The following is a 19,001-nucleotide window of genomic DNA, read 5'->3' as shown; positions in this document are numbered from 1 at the left end:
GCCGTTGCCGTCGAAGTCCACTGCCACGCCCGCCCCCAGGAGGCCTCCCGTGCCCAGTCCCCTCGCGCTGCCGGCCCTGCACGCCCTCCGCGACCACCGACTGCCGGACCAGGACGGCGAGCGCGGCGACGTGCCGGGCTGGGTCCTCATCACGTTGATGACGGCGGGGATCGTCGCGATCATCTGGGGCTTCGCGGAGGACCGGCTGCTCCAGATCGTCAGCGACGCGCTCGACAGCGTCACCCCCGCATAGGACTGGCCCCGGCGGCACCGGCCGGCCTCGACCGGGGCGCTGCCGTGGTCGAGTTCACCCTCGTCTCGATCCTGCTCGTCTCGCTCTTCCTCATGATCCTGCAGGTCGGTTTGGTGCTGCACACCCGCAACGTGCTCGTCTCCGCGGCACAGGAGGGCGCCCGGTTCGCGGCCAATGCCGACCGGCATCCGGCCGACGGCGTGGCCCGGACCACCCAGGCGATCGCCGCGGGCCTGGGTCCCGAACTCGCCGCGCGGATGGTCGTGACGCCGCTGCCGCCCGGCACGACCGCTGCCGGTGCACCGGTCGTCGGCATCACCGTCCGCGGACCGCTGCCCTTCGTCTTCGCGCCCGTGGGCCCGCTGACGATCACGGTCCAGGGGCACGCGCTGGAGGAGAGCCGGTGAGGTGGCCGTCCGGTGACGACGGCAACGCCGTCGTCGAATTCGTCTACTTGTCGGTGCTTCTCATGGTTCCGCTGCTCTACGTCCTCGTGACCGTCTTCCAGGTGCAGAGCGCGGCCTTCGGTGTGACGGAAGCGGCCCGGCAGGCTGGTCGCGCCTTCGCAACAGCGGAGACCACAGCGCAGGGCGCGGCCCGTGCCGCTGCCGCGACGGAGCTTGCGCTGGGCGACCAGGGCCTGTCGCCGGGGGAGCGCGCTCTGACGCTGTCTGCCCCACAGGGGCTCCAGCCGGGAGGGACGGTGACCGCGGTGGTCCGGCACGACGTGACGCTGCCGGTCCTGGGCGGCCTGTTCGGGCGGGTGGAGCCGACCATCCCGGTCCGGGCGACGCACGTCGAGGTGGTCGACCTATTCCGCGAGACGCCGGCCGGATGAGACGCGACGACGAGGGCACCGTCCTGGTCCTGCTGCTCGGCTTCACCGCCGTGCTGCTGCTGATGGTCGCCGTCGTGGTCAACGTCTCGGCCGCGATCCTGGCCAAGCGTTCGCTGGTCAGTGCCGCCGACGGAGCTGCGCTCAGCGCAGCGCAGGCGCTCGACCTGACCGGCCTCTACGCCGGCGGCCTGGAGGCCGGCCGGCTGCCGCTCGACCACGGACAGGCCGCGCTGCGGGTGGCGGCGTACCAAGCACAGGTCGCCGAGGCCCAGCCCGGCACGCGGCTGGCGGTCCGGGTCAGCGCCGACGGCACCACCGCCGTCGTACGAGCCGTCCGGATGGTCGAGCTCCCGTTCGGGCGGATCCTCGGCTTCGCACCGGTGCGGGTCGAGGCCGAGGCGCGGGCCCGCGCGCCGACCTCCCGGTGAGTGGGGGCGATAGCCTTGTCTCTCGTGCCCGCCGACCGCAGCAACGAGCTCGCGGTGCTCGACGCAACCTTGACGAGTATCGAGAAGGTGCTTGACCTGCCACAGCTGCGCATCGAGCTGTCCGACCTGGAGGCGCAGGCCGGCGAGCCTGGCCTGTGGGACGACACCGGCAAGGCGCAGGAGGTCACGACGCGGCTGTCCAACGTCAAGACCGACATCGAGCGGGTCGAGGCGGTGCGCAGCCGGCTGGACGACCTCGCGGTGCTGTTCCAGATGGCCGCCGAGGAGCAGGACGAGGGGACCGAGCAGGAGGCCGAGCGTGAGCTGGCCGCGCTGCAGCGGGAGATCAGCAGCCTCGAGGTCCGCACCCTGCTGTCGGGGGAGTACGACCAGCGCGAGGCGCTCGTCCAGATCACGCCGGGCGCCGGTGGGGTGGACAGCCAGGACTGGGCGCTGATGCTCTGGCGGATGTACTACCGCTGGGCCGAGCGGCACGGCTACGACCTCGACGTGCTCGAGTGGCAGGAGGCCGAGGAGGCCGGCGTCAAGAGCGTCGTCTTCCAGTGCAAGGTGCCTTACGCGTACGGAACGCTGGCCGGCGAGCACGGGGTGCACCGGCTGGTGCGCATCTCGCCGTTCGACAATCAGGCGCGCCGGCAGACCTCCTTCGCGATGGTCGACGTGACGCCGGTGGTCGACACCGCCGACGCGGTGGAGGTGGACGAGAAGGACCTCCGGGTCGATGTCTTTCGCTCCAGCGGCCCCGGCGGTCAGGGCGTCAACACGACCGACTCGGCGGTACGCATCACCCATCTGCCGACCAACATCGTCGTGTCGTGCCAGAACGAACGCTCGCAGATCCAGAACCGGGCGGCGGCGATGGTGGTGCTGCAGACCAAGCTGCTCGAGCGCAAGCGCGAGGAGGAGGCGGCGGAGATGGACGCGATCCGTGGCACCAAGGGCGACATCGCGTTCGGCTCACAGATCCGCAACTACGTGCTGCACCCGTACCAGATGGTCAAGGACCTGCGCACCGGCACGGAGTCCGGCGCGACCGGGCCGGTGCTCGACGGCGAGATCGACGACTTCGTCGAGGCCGCGATCCGCTGGCGGCGTACCGGCTCGGAGTAGGTCCCCGGCTCGCGCGGTTTTCGCGTCTGTGAGACGTTTTGTTTCGTGTTACCTTCCCCGCGTCCACCAGGGGTGGGGATGGGGTGGGGATGATGCAGCGCATTCCGCAGCGGATGGTTGTCATGGCCGCGGTCGTGTCGCTGGGGGTGGCCGGACTCGCGCCGGCGGCCGCCGCTCCGAACGACGGGGCCGGGCCCAAGGTGGTCGCGGCCGTGCAGGTCACGACCGACACCAACCCGATACGCGCGCACTCCTCGCCGCAGATGGCCATGAACCCCACGAATGGCGAGCTCGTCATCGTCAGCTCGGAGGTGCGTACCGACTTCGGCTGCCTGGTGCACCTGTCGACCGACGGCGGCCGGACCTGGAGCCAGGGTGGCGTCCCGATGCTGGAGCCGTGGACGGAGTGCTCCGGGAAGGCCATCAACGGTCCCTACGCCACCGCCGCTTTCGACCAGGCGGGCGTCCTCTACGTTGCTTTCTACGCGAATGACCCGAAATACGCGGCTGCCGCGAACCTGCCCATCCATATCTTCCTGGCCCGTTCGACGGACGGCGGGCGCACATTCGAGACCAACTTCGTCTATCGGGCGCCCGAGCCGGTGGTGGAAAACGAAGGTTTGCACAACAACGACCGACCCATGGTGGCCGTCGACCAGCAGGATTCCGAGAACGTCTACGTCTCGTGGATGGGACGCGGTGCCAAGGGCCAGAAAGGAACGAAGGCGCTGGTGGCGGCGTCGTCGGACGGCGGTCGGACCTTCCAGGAACCGGTCGACGTCACCGACGAACGCGGCGGCTACCAGGCGCGCCCGGCGGTCACGCCGGACGGCACCCTGCACGTCATCTACCCCATCGGCCTGGATGCCCGGCCGGAGGGGGTCGAGGCCATGGAGGTCGTGCGCACGGTCTATCACCGGGCTTCGAAGGACAACGGCGCGACGTGGTCGACGCCCGTAGAAGTCGACGAGGGGAACGCCGGATTCTTCGGCGGCCGCAAGTACCTGCTCGTGGCGGACCAGGAGGGCGGCGCGCTCCACGCCGTCTGGTCGGCCAGCGAGGTGCCGCTCTTCGACCCCAACGAGCAGGACGTCGACGTCTTCCTGCGCTCCTCCAGGGACGGCGGCCAGACCTGGGAGGAGCGGGTCACGGTCAACGATGACGCCGACCGCGACCTCGTCAACCACTACGACCCGGGCATCGCGATCGCGCCCGACGGTCGGATCGACATCGCCTGGTACGACTTCCGCAACAGCCCGTATCCCGAGCGCTTTCCGGCCGCGTTTTCCGCGCCGTTCAACCACGACGGCTATCAGGACGTCTACTACACCTGGTCGATCGACGGGGGACGCAGCTTCGCCCCCAACCTCCGGGTGACCGACCGGATCATCAACCGCGAGATCGGGGTGTGGTCGAACAACGTCCACAGTCACATGAACGTCGCGATGGCCTCCACGAACGACGCGACGTACTTCGCCTGGCAGGACAGCCGCAATGGTGACGAGACCAACCAGGCAGAGGACATCTACATGACCTCGGCCCTGCATACGGAGGATGTCGCAGGCGGGGAGCAGGGCGCCCCCTGGTGGGCGGTCGTGGCCGTGGGGGGATCGACCTTGCTGCTCGGCGTGGGGCTGGCCCTGCTGGGCCTGTCGTTGTCGGGACGGCGCCGGCTCGCTCCCACGACGGCCTGACCGCCGGCGCCTAGCCGCCCCCGCGAGGCGTCCAGGACAGGATCGCGTTCGGCAGGGTCGGGACCGGCGCGCGCAGCGTCCCGTCCTCGCGGCGGACCAGCCAGGTCTCCAGCAGCGCGGAGAGCCGGCCTCGCACGTCGTCGGCATCGTCCAGCCGCAGCAGGTCCAGGTGATCGTCGACGGCCTCGGCGACCGTTGCGTAACGGTCGGTGGCCGCCACCTCGACGATCTCGACCTGAGGGTCGATGTCGAGCTCGCGAAGGACCGCCACGGCGTCCAGGTACGTCGGTGCCGGTGGCCGCGGGCGCCCGTGGAAGTACCGCCACAGCGGGTCTGTACGCAGATCGGCCAGGCCGGCGCCCAGACAGACGAACACCCGGCGGCGGGCGGTCCGGTCGAGCCGCGCGAGGAACGTTCGCGCGTCGGTCAGCACCGGCAGGACGTGGGCGCAGAGCACGACGTCGCCGGTCACCTCGTCGAGGTCCTCGAGCCGGCCGTGCACCGTGCGGACGTTGACCACCCCCTGCGCGCTGGCCAGCTCGTCCAGGACCCGCAGCATCTGTGCGCTCGAGTCGACTGCCACGACCTCCCGGGCCGCCGCCGCCAGCGCCAGCGCCAGCCGTCCGGTGCCCGCTCCCACGTCGAGCACCACCGTGTCCTGGTCCACGTGTGGTCGGATCCGTGGGAGCAGCGGGTCGTGTGCGGCCGTGCCGGCGACCCGCCGGGCGAATCTGTCGGCCCGCTCGTCCCAGAAGGCGGGGGAGATCCCGTCCCGGCCGGGGTCGAGGAGCTCGGAGGCCGCCAGGCGGTCCCGCACCAGGCGTTGCCATCGCTGCGTTGCGGACACCGTGCGCATGCTGCCACCTCGGCCGGTGCACTCCCGGGCGCGTCGAAACCGCTCCCGCGGCGGGTGCCCGACCTAGACTCGGACACCGTGAGCTGCCGGTGATCCGCCTCGAGCACGTCCGCAAGAGCTTCCCCACGAGCACCCGGCCGGCCCTGGACGACGTGACGGTCGACATCGACAAGGGAGAGTTCGTCTTCCTGGTCGGGAGCAGCGGCTCCGGCAAGTCGACCTTCCTGCGGCTGCTGCTGAAGGAGGAGGTCCCGAGCGCCGGACGGGTGCACGTGGCCGGCAAGGATCTCAGCCGGCTCTCGAACTGGAAGGTCCCCGCACTGCGCCGCTCGATCGGCTGCGTCTTCCAGGACTTCCGGCTGCTGCCCAACAAGACCGTCTTCCAGAACGTCGCGTTCGCGCTCGAGGTGATCGGCAAGTCGCGGTCGGTGGTCGACAGGGTCGTCCCGGAGGTGCTGGAGCTGGTGGGGCTCGAGGGCAAGAGCAGGCGGATGCCCGACGAGCTGTCAGGCGGCGAGCAGCAGCGGGTCGCGGTCGCGCGGGCCTTCGTCAACCGGCCGATGATCCTCATCGCCGACGAACCGACCGGCAACCTGGACCCGAGCACCTCGGTCGGCATCATGAAGCTGCTCGACCGCATCAACCGCACCGGCACGACCGTCGTGATGGCCACCCACGACGCCGCGATCGTCGACTCGATGCGCCGCCGCGTCGTGGAGCTGTCCGACGGCAGGGTCGTGCGCGACCAGGTCCGCGGCGTCTACGGCTACGGCGCGTAGGACAAGGGACCCCTCGTGCGCGCGCAGTTCATCCTCAGTGAGATCGGCATCGGCCTGCGCCGCAACCTGACCATGACCGTCGCCGTGGTGGTGACGGTCGCGATCAGCCTCGCGCTCTTCGGCTCCGGGCTGCTGATCCGCAAGCAGGTCGAGGCGATGAAGGACTTCTGGTACGACAAGGTCGAGGTGTCGGTCTACCTCTGCGGCGAGTCCAGCCAGGCGGCCAACTGCGGCGGCGCGGCGGTGACGGAACAGCAACGCGACGAGCTGGAGGCAGACCTGCGGGGGATGCCCCAGGTCGAGCAGGTCTTCTACGAGTCACAGGAGCAGGCCTACGCGCAGTTCCGCGAGCAGTTCCAGGACTCGCCCGACCTCGTGGAGAACGTCACGGCCGACGCGCTGCCGGAGTCTTTCCGGGTGAAGCTGAAGGACCCGACGCAGTTCGAGGTGGTCGCGAGCGCCTTCGCGGGGCGGCCGGGGGTCGAGGAGGTGCAGGACCAGAAGGCGCTGCTCGAGGGCTTCTTCAACGTCCTGAACAAGCTCCAGCTGATCGCTCTGATCATCGCGGGGATGCAGGTCGTGGCGGCTGTCCTGCTGATCAGCAACACCATCCGGGTGGCGGCGTACAGCCGCCGCCGCGAGACCGGCATCATGCGGCTGGTCGGGGCGAGCAACCTCTACATCCAGCTGCCCTTCCTGCTGGAGGGGGTGCTGGCGGGCCTGGTCGGTGCGGGCTTCGCCAGCGCTGCGCTGGTGGCGCTGAAGGCCGTGCTGGTGGACGGCCAGCTGCGGCCCAACTTCCCTGTCATCGCCTTCGTCGGCTGGGGCGACGTGCTGTCGATCGTGCCGTGGTTGTTCCTCACCGGCATGCTCCTGGCGGGCCTGTCCTCCTTCGTCACCCTGCGCCGCCACCTGCGTGTCTGACCAACTTTTCACCGGTCCCGTGTTAGGCATGATCTTGTGGACGTCCCTGCTTCCCCCGGGCGCCGCCCGGTGCGGACGCGCCGGGGATCGGCGCTCGCCCTGCTGCTGGTCAGCGGGCTGCCGTTGCTGCTCGTACCCGGCACCTCCGCCAGTGCCACCGCCACCGCCACCGGGGCGGTTGTCGCTGCACCGCCGTCGGGGCAGAGCCTGGAGGAGCTGCGCCTGCGGGAGCAGGAGGCCGCCGGCGACCTCGAGGACTCCGGCGCCCAGGTACAGGCCGCCGCGGCCGCCCTGCGGACCGTGGTCGCCCAGCTCGCCGGCGCCCGCAGCGACGTCGCCCGGGCGAAGGGTGAGCTGGCCGGCGCGCGCGCGAAGGCCGCCGCCGCCACAGCCTCGCTGCGCCGCGCCGAGGCCGCTCGGGAGGCCGCCCAGAAGCGGGTGACGGCGGCCGGCAAGCGGGTGGACCAGGGCCGGGAGGACGTCGGCCGGCTCGCCCGCCGGGCCTACCAGCGGGGCCGGCTCGCCGGTCTGCGCGACGTCATGGAGGCCGGCGAACCGCACGACGCCGTCCAGCGCGCGAGCATGCTGCGCTCGGTGTTCCGCTTCCGGAACGACAGCCTGGCGCAGCTGAACCGCGACCGGCTGGCCCTCGCGGGCACGCAGGCCGAGCTGGCCGCCGACGAGCGCGAGCTGGACCGCGCCCGCGCGGCCGCCGACGCCGGCGCCGCCCGCACCCGTCAGGTCGCGGTCGAAGCCGAGCAGGCGGCCGCCCGGCTCGAGCGGCTGATCGAGCAGCGCAAGGCCGTACTGGTCAGCGCCGAGCAGCACCGGGCCGCCGACCTGCGGGACTACCAGGCGGCGCAGGCTGCATCGAAGGCGCTGGCGGAGCGGATCCGCGCTGCCGCCGCCCGCGCCGCCGCCGCCCGGGCCGCAGCGGCGAGGAAAGCAGCGGCCGAGGCCGCGGCGGCCGAGGCCGAACGCAAGCGGCGGGCCAAGGCCGGCAAGCCGGCACCTCGGGGCGGGAGTGCCGGCCAGCCACGCAACGGCCGGATGCTGTGGCCTGCGCCCGGCCGGCTGACCAGCCGCTACGGCTACCGTCGGCACCCGATCTACGGCGACCGCCGCTTCCACGCCGGGATCGACATCGGCGGCGGCATGGGCGCCCGGGTCAGCGCGGCCGACCCCGGCGTGGTGACCTACGCCGGCTATGCCGGCGGCTACGGCACCCTGGTCGTGGTCAGCCACGGGGTCGTGAAGGGCAAGGATCTCTCCAGCGCCTACGCGCACATGGGCTCGCTCGACGTGCGCGAGGGGCAGATCGTCGTCCGCGGTCAGAAGGTCGGCGAGATCGGCAACGAGGGCAACTCGACGGGTCCGCATCTGCACTTCGAGGTGCGTCTGGACGGCTACCCGGTGGACCCGCTGGACTACGTCGACCCGCCGTAGACTCGGGCGGTGACCAAGGGATCCGCCAAGAGCCGCAACCCGGCCAAGGGCCCGCCGGACGGCACCCGTGGCGGCCGCAACAAGCTGGTCGCGCAGAACAAGAAGGCCCGCCACGACTACTCGATCGAGGACGTCCTCGAGGCCGGGCTGGTGCTCACCGGCACGGAGGTGAAGTCGCTGCGCCAGGGCCGCTGCTCGTTGGCCGACTCCTACGCCGGTGTCCAGGACGGCGAGATCTACCTGCTCGGCGCGCACATCCCGGAGTACACCGAGGGGACCTGGAACAACCACGCGCCGCGCCGCCCACGCAAGCTCCTGCTGCACAAGAAGGAGATTGACGCCCTGGCCATGCGCACCCGTGAGGGTGGGCTGGCCCTCGTACCGCTGTCGCTGTACTTCAAGGACGGGCGGGCCAAGGTGGAGCTGGCGCTCGGACGCGGCCGCAAGTCGCACGACAAGCGGCAGGTGCTGGCTGAGCGCGACGCCCAGAAGGAGATCCGCAACGCCATGGGGCGGGCGCTCAAGCGGGGCCGGCACTGACGCTGCACGACGCCGACGTCCCCGCACTCTGGCGGGACCTCGGCCTGCCCGGGCTGGTGGACCTGCACGTCCACTTCATGCCGAAGAACGTGATGGACAAGGTCTGGGCGTACTTCGACGCCGCCGGGCCGCTGGTCGGCCGCCCGTGGCCGATCACCTACCGGACCGACGAGCAGGACCGGCTCGACCGGCTGCGGGCCTTGGGCCTGCGGGCCTTCCCGTCGCTGGTCTACCCGCACAAGCCGGGCATGGCCGGCTGGCTCAACGCCTGGGCGGCCGATTTCGCAGCCTGCCACCCCGACGTCCTGCAGACCGCCACCTTCTATCCCGAGCCCGAGGCACCGGCCTACGTGCGCGACGCCCTGGCTGGTGGGGCACGCATCGTCAAGGCGCACCTGCAGGTGGGGGCGTACGACCCGCGTGATCCGCTGCTCGACCCGGTGTGGGGCCAGCTGGCCGAGGCGGGTGTGCCGGTGGTCGTGCACTGCGGGGGAGGCCCGGTGCCGGGGCGGTTCACCGGCCCCGGGCCGATGGGTGAGGTGCTGGCCCGGCATCCGCGGCTGACGGCCGTCATCGCGCACCTCGGGATGCCGGAGTACGCCGACTTCCTCGACCTCGCCGACCGCTACGAGCGGGTCCACCTGGACACCACGATGGCCTTCACGGACTTCACCGAGGCCCGGATGCCGTTCCCGGCGGAGCTGCGGCCGCGGCTGCTGGAGGTCGGCCCACGGGTCCTGCTGGGCAGCGACTTCCCGAACACGCCGTACGACTTCGCGCACCAGATCGAGGCGCTGGTGCGGCTCGACCTGGGTGAGGCGTGGCTGCGGGGGGTGCTGCACGACAACGCGGCGGCCCTGCTCGGGCTGTAGTTCTTTCGGGTCAGGCCGGGCAGTCCCAGCCAGCTATGCACAGAACGCGATGAGTCGGTCACGATGTGTGGAGCTGCTGGTGTATGACCCGACCTGAGGTGAAGCCGTGTCCCACCTGTCCGCGAGCGCCGCCGGGCCGCCGCCGGCCGTTCTCGCCGAACAGCTGCCGTTCCACGACGGTCTCCGCAGACGCCGGCTGCTGCTCCTGCTCATCTGCGTCGGGAACATCGCGATCAGTGTGGCCGTGATGGGTTTGGCTCTGTGGAGCCGGTCGGCTCTGGTCGTCCTGCCGCCGCTGCTCGCCCTCGTGGGCATCGCCTACCGCGGCTACCTGCACGCCCTCGAGGAGCGGGACGTCTGGCAGCAGCTGGAGAAGGCGGCGCGGGAGCTGAACCAGCTCGACGCCGCGGAGGTTGCAGCGGTCGCGATCGGCCGGCTGACGTCGATGCTGGGGGCTGACTGGGCCGAGATCATTCTGCACAGGACGGCGACCTCGCCTGCCATGACCTACAGCGGCACGTCCCAGGGGCTGGACGAGGAGCTGTGCCGTCCGACGGATGCGCGGCCGGCGCGGTCGGCAGACGCAGGATCCGCACAGGTCTTCTACTCCGCGCCGCTCGACGGGCCGCAGGGCGCGGTCGGCACGCTGCGGGTCGGCTTCCGCGAGTTCACCGTCCTGAAGAAGCGCGAACTGCACGTGCTGCGGACCTTCGCCTACGCCGTCAGCAGAACGATGCAGAACGCGCGGCTCTACGACGCGATGTGCCTGCACGCGGCGGCGAAGGCTCACGAGGCCTCGCACGACGTTCTGACGGGGCTGGGGAACCGCGCCCTGCTGCACGACCGGGCCGAGATCGCCCTGGCGGCCGCAGGACCTCGACGGCAGTGCGCGTTGCTGATCGTCGACCTGGACCACTTCAAGGAGATCAACGACACCCTGGGGCACGCCGCGGGCGACCTGTTCCTGCAGCGGGTCGGCCAGCGCATCCTGTCCTCGATGGGTGAGGCCGTGGCGGTCTGCCGGCTCGGCGGCGACGAGTTCGGCATCCTGATCGAGGGGCTGCCGGCGGCCCGGCACGCCGATGCGGTGGCAGTCCGCCTGCTGGACATGCTCGCGCAGCCGGTCAGCTTCGACGGCCTGCACCTGTCCGTCGAGGGCAGCGTGGGGGTGGCCTGCTACCCCGACGACGCCTCCTGCTTCGAGGAGCTGTTGCAGCGGGCGGACGTCGCGTTGTACCAGGCCAAGTCCTCCCGGGGCTCGTTCTCGCACTACCGCGCGGACCGGGACCCGTCGAGCCTGCACCGGCCGGCGCTGGTGGCGGAGCTCCGCGCCGCGCTGGCCGAGGACCAGCTGGTGGTGCACTTCCAGCCACAGTTCGATCTGCAGAGCGGTGCAGCCAGGGGGGCCGAGGCGCTCGTCCGCTGGCAGCACCCCCGCCGGGGGCTGCTGGCTCCAGGGGAGTTCGTCGACGTCCTCGAGCATTCCGGGCTGGTCGGCGACTTCACGATGGTCGTCCTCGAGAAGGCCGTGGCCGAATGCGCCAGCTGGTCGGCGGGCAGCGTCGCCCTCACCGTGTCGGTGAACCTGTCGGCACGGAACCTGCTCGACAGCGAGCTGCCCGACCAGGTCCGGCGGGTGCTGCTGCGCCACGGGCTGCCGGCCGCGCGACTGATCCTCGAGATCACCGAGACGACCATGATGAGCGAGCTCGACGTGGTCGAGGAGGTGCTGTCCGGCCTGCGCGCCCTCGGTGTGCAGCTGTCGGTCGACGACTTCGGCACCGGCTACTCCTCCTTGGCCTTCCTGCAGCGGGTGTCGGTCAACGAGGTCAAGATCGACCGCAGCTTCGTGGCGGGCGCGGCGACCCGTGAGAGCGACCGCGCCCTCGTGCGGGCCACCGTGCAGCTCGCCCACAGCCTGGGTGCGCGGGCCGTCGGTGAGGGCGTGGAGGACGAGCGGCTGCTCGTGACCCTGCGCGAGCTGGGCTGCGACCTGGCGCAGGGCTACCACCTCGGCGTCCCGATGCCGGCCGAGGACCTGCGCAAGGCGCTGGGTCTTCAGGTGCGCCGTCACCCGGTGCCCGTACCACGTACCGCGGAGAGCGTGCGGCACCTGCGTGCGGTGGTCGGCGCCTGACCGCTGCGCCCACGGGGCCCCGGACGGGTACGGCCGCCGGGCACGATCCCGTCCCGCCCGGCGTTACTCTTGTCGTAGCACCACGAAGGGGGTGACAGGTCTCGACTTCGGATGTCGAGGCAGGTGAAGCGGGCCGAGGAAGGCGACGATGATCTCGTTAACCAACAACGTCGCAAAAAAATCAAGCGCCGACACCAGTCCGCGCGCGTACGCTCTCGCTTCCTAGCTAGAGCGTCGCTGTCAGCCCGGGAGAGCCTCCGGCCCGGGACCTGGCATCGCTAGGAGGACCACCACCCGCTTTGGCCACGGGGGCGGGTGGTGAACCACCGTGGCTGGGCCCGTTCCCGAGCTGCTGGCGGCATCGGGAGGGCCGAGAAAAGCACAGCCAGCTGCGCCCGGAGAAGCCCTGCTGAGGTACCGGAGGACGCGGGTTCGATTCCCGCCACCTCCACTGAGACAGCACGATCGCTAGACGACGAAAGCCCTGGTCGGAGGCCTGTGCTCCCGCCGGGGCTTTCGCCGTCCCTGCCGCCTCCGTCCCGGTCCCGGACGGCCAGGAGGTAGCCGTCACGAGCGACGGTCGCTGCGGGGCATGGGCACGGTGTGCCGCTCCGGAGACGTGTGGGCTGTCGGGCGACGTACACCACAGGTCAAGAATCTGGAAATGTTGACCTGTGGTGTACAGCCGCCGTGCGGCACATGTCGCTGCCCGCGTGGGCCGTGCGTGACTTTGCACGGCCCGCCAACCGGTCAGGCCTCGGCGGCGAGCAGTTCGGAGAGGTTGCGGTCGACCGCGTCGAGGTAGGTCTGCTCGAAGCCGAACAGCCCGAAGTGACCCGCGATGCTCGGCAGCACCCGCAACTCGCTGTTCGGGATGAGCTGTTGCTCGGCGGCACAGTCCCGCACCGGGAAGAACATGTCCTCGTCGATCGGCATGACGAAGGTCTTCGCCGTGATGCGCCCCAGGGCCGCGGCGAGGTCGCCGCCGGTGTTGCGGGCGACGTCTCCGCGTTGCCACTTCCACGCCATCGTCAACAGCGCGTTCGGGTCCATCTGGCTGAACACCGCCTCGATGAAGCCCTCCAGGAACTCCTCCATCGTCGAGAAGCTGGTGTCGCCCACGGTGATGCCGCGCCAGAACTCCGTCTTCCAGAACTGGGTCGACAGCCCGAGGACCGCCCAGATGTCGGCGTGCCGTCGCAGCCCGGCAGCGACCTGCTCGTGCGAGGAGTACTCGCCGCCCTGGAAGCCGGGGTCGGAGGTGATCGCGTCCATGAGGGTCTTGGTGAACAGGAAGTCGTGCGGGGTGTTCTGCGCCGTGCCGGCCAGGGCAGCCGCCCGCAGCACCATCTCCGGGTAGCGCACCGCCCACTCGTAGGTCTGCTGGGCCCCCATCGACCCGCCGACGACCAGGGAGAGCCGCTCGATGCCGAACAGGTCCGTGAGCAGCTGCCGCTGCGCGCGGACGTCGTCACCGATCCGTACGTTCGGGAACTTCGACATGGCGACCGGCCCGTCGCTGTTGTGCGGCGAGGTGGACAGGCCGTTGCCGATCTGGTTGACGACGACGATGAACCAGTGAGCAGGGTCCAGGGCGCGACCGGGGCCGATGTAGGCCTGCTCCCACGTCTGGTGTGTCCCGCTGAACCAGGTCGGGATGAGGATGGCGTTGTCCCTGGCCGGACTGAGCTGGCCGTACGTCGCGTAGGCCAGCTGCAGGCCGGGAATCGTCCCGCCCTCCTCGAGCGTGAAGTCCCCGATGTCGTGCAGCTCGTAGGCACCCTGCACCTCGGGTGTGTAGAAGTCGTTCTGGATCATCCGGTTCCTCCTCCTGCGACGTGGTCGCGGCATCCTGTCGCAGTTTCCGCTGCCATGGGTGAGCTGGCTCGACTAGGTGCCCTCGACATCTACTGACACGCTGCGGCCGCTGCTCTACACATACCCGCAGCACCTCATCGGCGTCGTACACCCGGAGCCGCGGGCGGCGCGCCCTGTCACCGGAGGCCAGCAACCATGCCCGTTCTGAACTTCCGTCTCGCGGCGACGGCGGTCGTGCTGGTGGTGACCGCCACCGCGTGCAGCAGTGGGAACGGGACGGAGGCCGGCGGGTCCGGGACCACGACCGCGGCACCGGAAAACGAGCGGATCACGCTCCGGGTCGCCGCCAACAAGCAGAGCGGCGGTTACCCCACGCCGTATGCCTCCATCCGTGGTCCCGGGAAGCTGGTCACCACCTACCTGTTCGACACGTTGGCGTTTCCCGATGTGACCGGGGAGCCCAAGCCGTGGCTGGCGAAGTCGTGGTCGTCCTCGCCGGACGGCAAGACGTGGACCTTCACGCTCCACGACGACGTGACCTTCCACGACGGCAAGCCGCTGACGTCCGAGGACGTCGTGTTCACCTTCGACTACAACCTCTCCGGCCCCGGCGCCCAGACCGGCGTCGGGCGGGGGGTGGACTACCTGGAGAGCGTGGAGGCACCGGACCCGGGCACCGTCGTGATCACGCTGAAGAACGCGCGGCCCAGCTTCCTGACCGACATCGCGGGCACGTTCGGCTTCGGCATCGTGCCCAAGCACATCTGGGCGGACGTCACCGACCCGGCCCGCTTCCAGGGACCCGAGTCGCTGATCGGCTCCGGGCCGTACAAGCTGGAGACGTTCGACCTGACCACCAACAGCTTCAACTTCGAGGCGAACGAGGACTTCTTCCTCGGCCAGGCCCACGTCGAGAAGTTCCAGATCGTGCCGGTCGCCGACCCGCTGCTGGCGCTGCAGGGGGGCGAGATCGACGCGGCCAGCGCCGGCAACGCCCTCGTCCCGCAGGTCCAGTACGACGCCCTGGCCGAGCAGTTCGAGGTGCTCACAGCCCCAGGCGAGTTCAACCTGGCGCTGTTCTTCAACCCCGACAGCGGTTTCCCGTACGACGAGAAGGCCTTCCGCCAGGGGGTCGTCTTCGCGCTGGACCGCGAGGACATGGTCGAGCGGCTGCTCGGCGGGCGAGGGGTGCCGGGGCCGGCGGGCGCGTTGGGGCCGGGCAACCCGTTCCTGAACGAGGACCTGCCGGAGTATCCGTCGGACAAGAAGAAGTCGGCGGCCCTGCTCGACCAGGTCGGTCTCCGGGACCGCGACGGCGACGGGCTGCGGGACAAGCCCGACGGGTCACCGTTCCGCATCCCCCTGTCGGTGGCGGCACCGGACAGCCAACAGGCACAGCTGGTGCAGCAGTATCTGCGGGCCGTTGGTCTGGAGGTGCAGATCGACGCGGTGGACCAGCAGACGTCGGACGCCCGGGGGGCCGGCGGGGCCTACGCCATGGCCATCCAGCACTTCGGCGGCCTGTCCGGCGACCCGTCGGGGCTGATGCCACAGTTCCTGTCGACCTCCAAGAGCACGTCCTTCACCCGCGTGCACGGCTACGACAACCCGGAGTTCGACCAGATCGCCAAGCAGCAGTCGAGCATGGTCGACGCCACCGAGCGCCGGAAGCTCGTCGACCGGATGCAGGCGATCCTGGCCGAGGACCTGCCCCGCATCTCGCTCTACGTGCCCGAGCAGGTCAGCTTCGTCGATGCGGAGAAGTTCCAGGGGTTCGCCTACACGCCGGGCTGCCCCCCGTGCGGGGTGACCGGCAACAAGCGTCATCTGGTCGTGGGCAACGCCGAGCCGGCCGAGCCCAACCAACCGGCGGGCTGACCTGGTGACGCGACCGGCCGATCCGACGTTCCTCGCACCACCCGGGCAGGTCGCCGACTGGCGCAGGGTCCTGTTGTGCGATGTCGCCGCCGGCACCGGGCTGCTGGAGGCCCTGCCCGGCACACCCGAGGTCCTGGCGGAGCGGCTGGAGCTGGACGCCCACGCGCTGCGGGTGCTGCTCGACGCCCTCACCGTCTACCAGGTCGTCTCGGGCGACGCGGATGGGACGTACGTCCGGGGCGCCGAGGTGCCGACGGACAGCACCCTGGCCGGCCTGCGGCACCACGCCCGCGCGCTGCGCCGCTGGGCGGCCGCCCTCGAGGACCGGACCCGGGACCGGCCGATCTCCTCCGCAACCGGCCCGGCTGACCCGGAGGCGTTCCACGACGCCCTGGCGGTGACGGCGAGGCAGGCGGCGCCCGGTGTGGTGGACGCCTGCCTGACGCGCTTCCCCCACGCCCGCAGCGTGCTGGACCTGGGCGGGCTGCACGGCGAGTACTCCCTCGAGTTCACCCGCCGAGGACTGGCGGCGACGATGCAGGACCAGCCGGTGATGGTCGAGGTGGCCCGGCGGCGGGGCCGGCTGGAGGCTGCGGGGGTGCAGCTGTTCGCGGGCAGCTTCTTCGACACGGTGCCCGAGGGGCCGTTCGACCTGGCGTTCTGCTCGGGCATCACGCACACCTTCGACGGGGACCACAATCTGGCGTTGTTCGGCAACTTGCGGCGGGTGCTGGTTCCGTCGGGTGCCGGGGTGGCCGTCGTGACCTTCCTGCGGGGGCGGCACCCGGTCTCGGCCCTGTTCGCGGTCCAGATGCTGCTCAACGCCAACGGCGGCGACACGCACACCGAGGCGGAGTACCGGCAGTGGCTGGGCGACAGCGGCTTCACCGCCGATCCGGCTGTGGTCGACCTGCCCGATCAGGCCGCACGGTCGGTGCTTTTTGCCAGCTGAGCCGGCTCGCGGCGCTCTCGAGGTCACCGACCTGGTCGTCACCTATCCAGGGCCGCCGCCCGTTCGGGCCGTCGACGGCATCAGCCTGCAGGTGGCGCCGGGAGAGTGCCTGGGGGTGCTCGGCGAGTCCGGCTCGGGAAAATCCACCTTGGCGCGGGCTGCCCTGGGCCTGTTGCCGGAGGGGATGGTCTCGGGGCGGATCCGGCTCGCGGAGCTGGACCTGCTCCCGCTCGACGAGGACGGTTGGCGCACCGTCCGCTGGCGACGGATCTCCTTGTCCTTCCAGTCGACCTCGGCCCTCAACCCGGTGCTCCGCGTCGGTCAGCAGCTGGCGGAGCCGCTGAGGATCCATCTGGACCTGGGCCGGGAGGCGGCCGCCCACCGCGTCGAGGAGCTGCTGGGTCAGGTCGGCCTGGGGAGCTGGGCCGCCGAGCGCTACCCCAGCCAGCTTTCGGGCGGTCAGCGCCGGCTGGTGCTGCTGGCCATGGCGCTGGCCTGTGGACCCGACGTGGCCATTCTGGACGAGCCCACCGCGGGTCTGGACCCGGCCACCCGCAATCTGGTGCTCGACCTGCTGCAGACGGTCCGGGCCGGCGGCACCTCGCTCGTCGTGCTGAGCCACGACGCGGACGCCCTGGAGCTGCTCGCCGACCGGGTCGCCGTGCTCTACCGCGGGTGGCTGGCCGAGATCGGCCCGCGCGTCCGGGTCCTCGGCGACCCCCGAAATCCGTACTCCTGGGCGCTGCTGAACGCCCGGCCCACGCTGGCGTCGGTGAAGGACCTGCGTGGCATCCGAGGTGCCCCTCCCGACCCGACCGAGCCTGCCGACGGCTGCCCGTTCCTGGGCCGCTGCCATCAGAGCCGCGACGAGCTCTGCGCCCCGGCGGCGCCGCCGCTGGTGCCGCCGCCGGGAGAGGACGGCGCACGGCTGGTCGCCTGCGCCCGGGGCGGCGTGGTCGCCCTGCTGTCCGCCCGCGACCTGCGCAAGACCTACACCTCGGGCGGCATCCTGGGCCGCCGCTCCCCGGTGCCGGTGGTCGACGGCATCAGCCTGGACGTACGCGAGGGTGAGGTGGTCGGCCTGGTGGGCGCCACGGGTGCGGGGAAGTCGACGCTGGGCCTGCTGCTCACGCGGCTGCTCGATCCGGACGCAGGAACGGTGTGCTTCGACGGCCAGGATCTCCTCCGCGCAAGGGGGGAGCAGCTCAAGGCACTGCGTCGGCAGGTCCAGATGCTCTTCCAGGACCCGTTCGAGGCGCTGTCACCCCGGCTGACGATCGGCGATGCGGTCCGCGAACCGCTCGACGTCCAGGAACTCGGGGACGCTCCGGCCCGCCGGGCGGCGGTCCGGCGCGCTCTGGTCGACTGCCGCCTTCCGGACGGCGAGGCGTTCCTCGGCCGGCACACCCACGAACTGTCCGGCGGTCAGCTTCAGCGGGTCGCGCTGGCCCGTGCCCTCGTGCTCGAGCCGCGGCTGCTCGTCGCCGACGAGGCGGTATCCATGCTGGACCCCAGCGAGCAGGCGAAGATGATCCAGCTCCTCAAGCACCTGCAGGTGGAGCGCGGCATGGCGATGATCTTCATCTCCCATGACCTGTCGGTCGTGCTGCGGGTGGCGGACCGGGTGCTGGTGCTCGACGGCGGTCGGATCGTCGAGGAGGGGGCCGGCGGCGGCATGCTCGCCGCCCCCCGACATCCGGTGACCCGATCGCTGCTCGCGGCCGCCGGTCGGGACCTGCTGTTCGCCGGTGCCGATGGCCGCCCTGCGCAGGATGTCGTGGAAGATTCGGCCCTGGACGGCCCCGGTACCGTCCGACGGGACCACTCGCGCGCGAAAGGGAGACGACCATGACGACGGACGAGAAGAGCCTCGACGAGGTGGCGACCTTCCACGGCCACGTCTGCCCGGGGCTGGCGATGGGCATGCAGGCGGCCCGCATCGCCCTGCGGGAAATCGGTCCGCACTCCAAGGACGAGGAGGTCGTCGCGGTCGTCGAGACCGACATGTGCGCCGTGGACGCCATCCAGGTGCTGACCGGCTGCACGTTCGGCAAGGGCAACCTGCTCCACCGCGACTGGGGGAAGAACGCCTACACGTTCTACCGCCGCTCCGATGCCAAGGCGATCCGTATCGCCGGCCGTCCGGACGCCTGGGTCCGCGACCCCGAGCACCAGGAGCTGTTCGCCAAGGTCCGTGCGGGCACCGCCAGTGACAGTGAGCGGGAGCGGTTCGCCGAGCTGCACGTGTCGCAGTCCCACCGGGTGCTGGAGATGGACCCGGAAGAGCTGTTCGCCGTGACGCCCGTGACCGGCGGCCCGCCCGGGAAGGCCCGGATCCACGCGTCGGCGCGCTGCGTGGCCTGCGGTGAGCAGGTCATGGAGACGCGGGTGCGCCGGCTGGGCTCGGCCGACTACTGCCAGCCCTGCTTCGACGCGGCGCTCGCCGCCGGCTGAT

General features: G+C 71.0%; 18 protein-coding genes and 1 other RNA gene. 17 read left to right on the top strand and 2 right to left on the bottom strand.

Annotated features, from left to right (window positions below; genetic code table 11):
* Positions 1-49 precede the first annotated feature (49 nt).
* From WD794_16270 to WD794_16245, 6 genes are all read left to right on the top strand, one after another.
* Positions 50-253 (top strand): hypothetical protein, encoded by a 204-nt coding sequence (locus tag WD794_16270; GenBank protein MEX2291867.1) that lies wholly within the window; start codon positions 50-52, stop codon positions 251-253.
* A gap of 44 nt (positions 254-297) precedes the next feature.
* A complete protein-coding gene (locus WD794_16265) occupies positions 298-660 on the top strand; it encodes a TadE/TadG family type IV pilus assembly protein (protein MEX2291866.1) in 363 nt (120 codons plus the stop codon).
* Positions 657-1,091, top strand: a complete 435-nt coding sequence (locus WD794_16260; GenBank protein ID MEX2291865.1) for a hypothetical protein — start codon at positions 657-659, stop codon at positions 1,089-1,091. The genes WD794_16265 and WD794_16260 overlap by 4 nt, the downstream gene beginning before the upstream one ends.
* The gene (locus WD794_16255) at positions 1,088-1,519 is read left to right on the top strand and encodes a pilus assembly protein TadG-related protein (protein ID MEX2291864.1); all 432 of its coding nucleotides are present in this window, start codon (positions 1,088-1,090) and stop codon (positions 1,517-1,519) included. Before WD794_16260 ends, WD794_16255 begins: the two co-directional genes overlap by 4 nt.
* A 24-nt stretch (positions 1,520-1,543) precedes the next feature.
* Complete coding sequence (gene prfB, locus WD794_16250; GenBank protein ID MEX2291863.1) at positions 1,544-2,650, top strand: peptide chain release factor 2; 1,107 nt, start codon at positions 1,544-1,546, stop codon at positions 2,648-2,650.
* A gap of 92 nt (positions 2,651-2,742) precedes the next feature.
* Positions 2,743-4,344, top strand: a complete 1,602-nt coding sequence (locus WD794_16245) for a sialidase family protein (GenBank protein MEX2291862.1) — start codon at positions 2,743-2,745, stop codon at positions 4,342-4,344.
* A 10-nt stretch (positions 4,345-4,354) separates the two neighbouring features.
* Here WD794_16245 and WD794_16240 read toward each other — a convergent pair whose 3' ends face one another.
* Positions 4,355-5,200, bottom strand: a complete 846-nt coding sequence (locus WD794_16240; GenBank protein ID MEX2291861.1) for a class I SAM-dependent methyltransferase — start codon at positions 5,198-5,200, stop codon at positions 4,355-4,357.
* A gap of 89 nt (positions 5,201-5,289) precedes the next feature.
* Between WD794_16240 and ftsE the strand changes: the two genes are divergently transcribed.
* The 7 genes from ftsE to ssrA all read left to right on the top strand — a co-directional run bounded on the left by ftsE (position 5,290) and on the right by ssrA (position 12,352).
* Positions 5,290-5,979, top strand: coding sequence for a cell division ATP-binding protein FtsE (gene ftsE / locus WD794_16235; protein ID MEX2291860.1), 690 nt, complete (start codon positions 5,290-5,292; stop codon positions 5,977-5,979).
* Positions 5,980-5,994: 15 nt separating this feature from the next.
* Complete coding sequence (ftsX, locus tag WD794_16230; protein MEX2291859.1) at positions 5,995-6,903, top strand: permease-like cell division protein FtsX; 909 nt, start codon at positions 5,995-5,997, stop codon at positions 6,901-6,903.
* Positions 6,904-6,972: 69 nt separating this feature from the next.
* Positions 6,973-8,349, top strand: a complete 1,377-nt coding sequence (locus WD794_16225; protein MEX2291858.1) for a M23 family metallopeptidase — start codon at positions 6,973-6,975, stop codon at positions 8,347-8,349.
* Positions 8,350-8,433: 84 nt separating this feature from the next.
* Entirely contained in the window at positions 8,434-8,889 is a 456-nt protein-coding gene (gene smpB, locus WD794_16220) for an SsrA-binding protein SmpB (protein ID MEX2291857.1), read from the top strand.
* A complete protein-coding gene (locus WD794_16215; GenBank protein ID MEX2291856.1) occupies positions 8,886-9,761 on the top strand; it encodes an amidohydrolase family protein in 876 nt (291 codons plus the stop codon). Before smpB ends, WD794_16215 begins: the two co-directional genes overlap by 4 nt.
* Before the next feature lie 106 nt (positions 9,762-9,867).
* Positions 9,868-11,898 carry a bifunctional diguanylate cyclase/phosphodiesterase gene (locus tag WD794_16210; GenBank protein ID MEX2291855.1) on the top strand — a complete coding sequence of 677 codons (2,031 nt, stop codon included), beginning with the start codon at positions 9,868-9,870 and terminating at the stop codon, positions 11,896-11,898.
* Positions 11,899-11,985: 87 nt separating this feature from the next.
* Positions 11,986-12,352, top strand: a transfer-messenger RNA (tmRNA) gene (gene ssrA, locus WD794_16205).
* Positions 12,353-12,648: 296 nt separating this feature from the next.
* Here the strand turns inward: ssrA and WD794_16200 are convergent.
* The gene (locus tag WD794_16200; GenBank protein MEX2291854.1) at positions 12,649-13,716 is read right to left on the bottom strand and encodes an alpha/beta fold hydrolase; all 1,068 of its coding nucleotides are present in this window, start codon (positions 13,714-13,716) and stop codon (positions 12,649-12,651) included.
* A 195-nt stretch (positions 13,717-13,911) separates the two neighbouring features.
* Between WD794_16200 and WD794_16195 the strand changes: the two genes are divergently transcribed.
* From WD794_16195 to WD794_16180, 4 genes are read left to right on the top strand one after another with little or no spacing between them, the layout of a single operon-like run.
* The gene (locus tag WD794_16195; GenBank protein ID MEX2291853.1) at positions 13,912-15,594 is read left to right on the top strand and encodes an ABC transporter substrate-binding protein; all 1,683 of its coding nucleotides are present in this window, start codon (positions 13,912-13,914) and stop codon (positions 15,592-15,594) included.
* Positions 15,595-15,598: 4 nt separating this feature from the next.
* On the top strand, positions 15,599-16,546 hold the full coding sequence (locus WD794_16190) for a class I SAM-dependent methyltransferase (protein MEX2291852.1): 948 nt from the start codon (positions 15,599-15,601) through the stop codon (positions 16,544-16,546).
* Positions 16,536-18,398: an ABC transporter ATP-binding protein gene (locus WD794_16185; protein ID MEX2291851.1), complete on the top strand. Its 1,863-nt coding sequence runs from the start codon at positions 16,536-16,538 to the stop codon at positions 18,396-18,398. The genes WD794_16190 and WD794_16185 overlap by 11 nt, the downstream gene beginning before the upstream one ends.
* Positions 18,395-19,000, top strand: coding sequence for an FmdE family protein (locus tag WD794_16180; protein MEX2291850.1), 606 nt, complete (start codon positions 18,395-18,397; stop codon positions 18,998-19,000). Before WD794_16185 ends, WD794_16180 begins: the two co-directional genes overlap by 4 nt.
* Position 19,001: the final 1 nt, after the last annotated feature.

Source organism: Mycobacteriales bacterium, assembly GCA_040902655.1.
In the GTDB taxonomy this organism is placed as follows: Bacteria; Actinomycetota; Actinomycetes; order Mycobacteriales; family SCTD01; genus SCTD01.
This window is presented reverse-complemented; position numbering and strand designations above follow the sequence as displayed.